The organism is Gammaproteobacteria bacterium, assembly GCA_022340215.1.
GTDB lineage: Bacteria > Pseudomonadota > Gammaproteobacteria > JAJDOJ01 > JAJDOJ01 > JAJDOJ01.
Window position 1 is genome coordinate 1 of the sequence record JAJDOJ010000179.1, and the last position, 4,912, is coordinate 4,912.

The following is a 4,912-nucleotide window of genomic DNA, read 5'->3' on the forward strand; positions in this document are numbered from 1 at the left end:
AAAGTCGAAGATGCGGGACCCGTCATAACTCAGGATGACATCACCGGGCCGGATCCCTGCCTGCTCCGCCGGGGAGCCGGCAATCACCGAGGTGACCGAGACCCGATTGTCCTGTCCCGCGGAGAAAAGATATCGATCGTAACCGGATTCGCCGATCTCCTGTCGCAGACTTGGCGTGTCGGCATTCAGCTCACGCAACTCATCGAAGAACCGCTCGGTCCCGAGGGATCCTTCCCGCGCGGCCCGGTCGCGCAACTCCAGGCGCCTCATCTCGCGCTCGTCCTGCCGGCGGACGATCTCGCCCGCCGTATCCGGACTCACGCCGGCATCGATCAGTCCAGCCACGGTCGGACCGTCTGCATCCGAATTCGCCTCTTGATCGTCATCGACTCCGTCATGGGTCTGCTCGTTCCACGATGACGCATCCGCGGCGTGCAGATCGGCAAACCGGTTCTCGAGCGACGCGATGCGCGCCCGCATGGCATCGACTTCACTGCGCAACGATCGGATCCGTTCGGTCTGGAAGTCATCCCCTGTCTTCACCTGCCGCACGTCCGGAGCCTCGATGGCTGCGTCGTTCGGGATCCATTCGATCGCGGAAACCGGAGCCGGGCCTGAGGGTTCCGGCGCCCCGCCGGACGGATCCGGCTCTCCCTGCACGGGGCCCCGTCCGCCCAGTGCCAGCGAACCGAAGAGCGTCCCGGCAAGGAAGGCAAGTGCCAGATAGATAGCGGATCCTTTCACGTCGATCTCCGGATCGGGAAGGGGAGAAACCCAGATGATTGAGCTTTATGACATCCTCTGCCCGGGCAAGTTTCCAGGGCACCGTACTCGCTGAGGGTCTGACCACCAGCGCGTGAATCACCGGTTACGAGTCCGGTCTCGGGAACCGGGAGTCTGGCAGCCAGGTGCTCTGGCGATTCCGCGACACATCCTGGTCAGTCCTTGACAGGCGGGAAATAATTCCTAGATTAACTTGCGCTCTTTTTCGTCGAGTGCCAATGGGATCGGCCATACCGGTCCGCAGGACCGGGGTCGACAGGTACGCGCAATGCAACTCAACGCGGGCCGCGGCCCGCCTCACAGTCACAGGGGGTATGAAGATGTTCGAAAACCTCACCGGCCTCGAAGGTGGCCTTTTCAGTGACCTCAGGCGAATGCAGCAGGACCTGGAGGAGATATTCGGCGGGCGGACCTCACCGACCGGCATCCGCTCCGTTGCGCGCGGCAGCTACCCGCCCATCAACGTCGGTGTGACGTCCGAAGGTGTGGATGTGTATCTCTTTGCCGCGGGTCTCGATCCGAAGACACTGGACATCTCCCTGCAACAGAACCTGCTTACCATCGCCGGCGAACGCACGGTAGATATGCCCGATAGCGCCCAATATTATCGGCGGGAGCGGTTCAGCGGCCCCTTCCGGCGGACGATTTCGCTACCGGAGGATGTAGATCCCGACAGGGTCGAAGCCCGGTATGTCGACGGGATCCTGCACGTCGCTATTCAGCGACGCGAGACCTCTTGGCCGCGGCAGATCGAAGTCAAGTAGTGAGGAGGAATACAGACCATGAGTGACGAAACCGACATGACGACCCGCGAATCCGGACAGGTAGAGAAGAAGCCTGAGAACGTCCAGACATTGCGCCCGCCGGTGAACATCTTCGAGGACGCGGACGGCATCACCCTGGAGGCGGACCTGCCCGGCGTGTCGAAGGATCGACTGCAGATCCAGGTGGACAACGACTCGCTGCTCATCGAAGGCGACGTCCAGTTCACCATGCGCGAGGGGATGGAGGCCCTCTACGCCGACGTGCACGCGACGCGCTACAGCCGGACCTTCGCATTGAGCCGTGAACTGGAGACCGAAGGCATCGACGCCAGTCTGAGAGACGGCGTGCTGATCCTGCGTATCCCCAAACGAGCGGAGGTTCGCCCCCGTAAGATCGAGGTGCGCGTCGACTAGCGGCCTATCGCTTTGCGACGGGCGGACCTGGCGCGGTGCGGTACCGGGTCCGTCCGTCGCATGCGCCAGACAAGATCACCACCGGTAACCCACCGCCGCCCGCGAGGGAAACCCGTATCCCCGGGTACGCGCAGGGCCGCGCCCTGCTCTGGGGACAGGGCGCGGCCAACGTGCCGGATCGCCGAATTCGCAGTTGAGGAAATCGCCCGCGAGCACGCCGTCCGCAACGGCCTGGTCTGCGTCGAATCGGCCGTGACGGCAGCCATCGACGCGCTCGCGCAGATCCTTCGTGAGGCCGACAACGAATATCTGCGCGACCGGGAAGAGGACCTGAGAGACCTGCGAGCCTGTACGGGTGTAGTCGGTGAGTTGTTTCAGGCGATTGCCGGAAAATGACATACCAGATCGCGCCGGATGTTCGTTCGTCATCAAGGCGCGACAACAGGCGCATCGTCGAACGATGGAACGGTTGTCGCAACACGGAGGACGGACGAAAAGACAAACAGGATGGACTGTCAGTTGACGGTAATCGCCTCAGGCAGCGGGTTTGGGGGGTTCTTGATGGAACGGAATATCTCAGCCCTTGCCCGGTTGACGCGGTGGGATTCCCACCCACAATATACAACGGATCGAGTGGGATGCGTCTTTGTCCATGGACTGGTAGAGTGATCCACGGGTCCCTTTTGTCGGTATCAATGACTCGAGATACGGGCGCGAGCCGTCCCGGCTCGGGATTCGTGAATTTGTCTATGCAAAAACTATTTGGGTCGATGAATCGTGACAGGGGAACGGAAACATGGATTTCGAAGTCAAGCTGCTGATGAGCGAGTTCGTCACTCACGACGTCAGGCGTATTATCGTTACGCGACCGGATAACTTCCGCTTCGAACCGGGGCAGGGAGTCGAGCTCGCGATAGATACGCCGCAATTGAGGGAGCAAGGACGCCCATTCACGCCGACGTCGCTGAACGAGGATCTCGTCCTCGAATTTACCATCAAGGCTTATCCGGCACACAATGGCGTTACACAGGCTCTGCACGAACTGCGACCGGGTGCGAACCTGTTGATGTCCGAGGCGTTCGGCACCATTCAATACAAAGGTCCAGGCGTTTTCATTGCCGGCGGTGCCGGAATCACGCCCTTCATAGCGATCGTCCGGGATCTGGCCAGAAAAGGGAAACTATCCAGCCAGGGTTTGATCTTTTCGAACCGGAGACCCGCCGACATCATCTACGAGAAAGAACTGCGGCACGTCTTCGGCAACAAGCTCGTTCTGACCTGCACAGAATCCCAGGCACCGGGATACAAGCAACTCAGAATCGACAAGGAGTTTCTGACGGCGCACATCAAGGATCTGGACCAGCAATTTTATGTATGCGGCCCGCCGGGTTTCATGGAGGTAGTCAATGGTGCTCTGCAGGAATTGGGTGTAGAGCCGGATGCCCTGGTATTCGAACAATAACGACAGGTGTATTATGATGGTTCGGAACGGGAGCGAAGGAGACCGGGACCGGTTCGCTGACGCGGCAAGCCCCCGTTTCGGGGAACTTGAATGAACGAACTTCATGGTGAAACGCGGGATTGAGTTCGATCTTATCGCAGGCAGGCTTCAGCTGCTTTGATGTTCTTGCATGGCCGACGCTGGCCGCCATGGCGGGAAAATGGAGCGTTTGCGCGCTGAAAGCGAGGGAAGGTTTGGGAAAGTTTCATGGTGCCGGACATGACGGTTGACAGGGGTAAGGAACGTCTCTACTTTCTTGTGCCCGATCTAGACGCGGCACGGCGTACCGTCGGCACACTCAAAGACGTAGCGGCCATCGACGATGATCAACTTGGAATCGTTGCCGCATCCTCAGCGCCGCTCGGGGATCTGCCCGAAGCGTCGGTCTGGAAAACAACACAGCTCGCCAGCGGGATCGAACACGGCCTGTTGGTCGGAGGTGTTGCCGGACTGATCGGCAGCCTGCTGGCTGTAACACTTCCACCGGCGGGACTGGTCCTGGCAGGAAGCGCCGTACTCGCGACCTCAGCCGCGGGCGCCGGGTTTGCGGCCATTGTCTCGGGACTTATTGCCAAAGACATACCCAACGAAGACATCGAGGCCTTGAGAGGCGCCATTATCTCCGGTCGTATTCTGATTCTGGTTGACTCACCGACAGAGAGAAGACTCTACATCGTCGAGGCCCTGAAAGCGTCGTATCCCAATACGGTTATTTATTCGGCTACTGAATCGTCCCCGCTCAAGGGCCCACTGACTGTCGTAAGTCGCTAACTTTATTGACGAGCGGATTGGCGGACTTCATTAATTTCCACGTCCGGGGATTCCTGCGGGCAAACAAACCAATGAGCCTGTCAGGGATTCTCTCAGACTTCACTCACCATAGGCCTTAGAGGTCGGTACCGCTGGAATCCATTTGCCGGTGCGGTTTCTCCGAATTCTCCGCGAGCGGTTTGTTACGCTGCCATTCAAACTCAAGGCGACACGCGGGTCATGGGGTCAGGTCTTGTCACGTGACTGTGGCTCAAGTAGACTGCCTCCATGGCAAGACCGCTATGTGTAGAGTTTGCCGGAGCGCTTTACCACGTCACTTCCCGTGGGGACGGGCGAGACGACATAATTCTTGGGCGATGACGATCGGAAACTTTGGTTGGAGATCCTGGAGCAAGTTTGCGAGCGCTTCAACTGAATTGTCCATGCCTACTGTCAAATGGGGAACCACTGGCACCTCCTCGTCGAAATTCCCGACGGCAACCTCGCCAAAGGCATGCGTCAACTGAACGGCGTCTATACCCAGCGATTCAACCGGACCCATAATCGGGTAGAACACGTCTATCAAGGCCGATACAAGGCCATCTTGGTACAAAAAGACGCTTATCTGTTGGAGTTGTCTCGCTACCTCGTTCTCAATCCCGTTCGCGCCCGCATGGTACGCACGGCACGGGATTGGCCC

Annotated in this window: 6 protein-coding genes and 2 pseudogenes; 7 read left to right on the top strand and 1 reads right to left on the bottom strand. The window is 59.3% G+C overall.

Features of this window, described 5'->3' with window-relative positions; translation table 11 throughout:
• The coding region (locus LJE91_12645) for a PDZ domain-containing protein (GenBank protein ID MCG6869534.1) at positions 1-744 on the bottom strand (744 nt) is incomplete at its 3' end.
• Between the two features lie 359 nt (positions 745-1,103).
• On the opposite strand from LJE91_12645, the gene LJE91_12650 reads away from it, so the two are divergent.
• The 7 genes and pseudogenes from LJE91_12650 (at position 1,104) to LJE91_12680 (ending at position 4,912) form a co-directional block, all read left to right on the top strand.
• The gene (locus tag LJE91_12650) at positions 1,104-1,547 is read left to right on the top strand and encodes an Hsp20/alpha crystallin family protein (protein ID MCG6869535.1); all 444 of its coding nucleotides are present in this window, start codon (positions 1,104-1,106) and stop codon (positions 1,545-1,547) included.
• Between the two features lie 18 nt (positions 1,548-1,565).
• Positions 1,566-1,961 carry an Hsp20/alpha crystallin family protein gene (locus LJE91_12655; GenBank protein MCG6869536.1) on the top strand — a complete coding sequence of 132 codons (396 nt, stop codon included), beginning with the start codon at positions 1,566-1,568 and terminating at the stop codon, positions 1,959-1,961.
• A gap of 60 nt (positions 1,962-2,021) precedes the next feature.
• Positions 2,022-2,357, top strand: coding sequence for a hypothetical protein (locus tag LJE91_12660; protein MCG6869537.1), 336 nt, complete (start codon positions 2,022-2,024; stop codon positions 2,355-2,357).
• A gap of 240 nt (positions 2,358-2,597) precedes the next feature.
• Positions 2,598-2,742 (top strand): annotated as a pseudogene (locus LJE91_12665) (NADP-dependent succinic semialdehyde dehydrogenase).
• Between the two features lie 15 nt (positions 2,743-2,757).
• A complete protein-coding gene (locus tag LJE91_12670) occupies positions 2,758-3,423 on the top strand; it encodes a flavodoxin reductase (protein MCG6869538.1) in 666 nt (221 codons plus the stop codon).
• Between the two features lie 258 nt (positions 3,424-3,681).
• Positions 3,682-4,233, top strand: coding sequence for a DUF1269 domain-containing protein (locus tag LJE91_12675; GenBank protein ID MCG6869539.1), 552 nt, complete (start codon positions 3,682-3,684; stop codon positions 4,231-4,233).
• Positions 4,234-4,500: 267 nt separating this feature from the next.
• Positions 4,501-4,912 (top strand): annotated as a pseudogene (locus LJE91_12680) (transposase).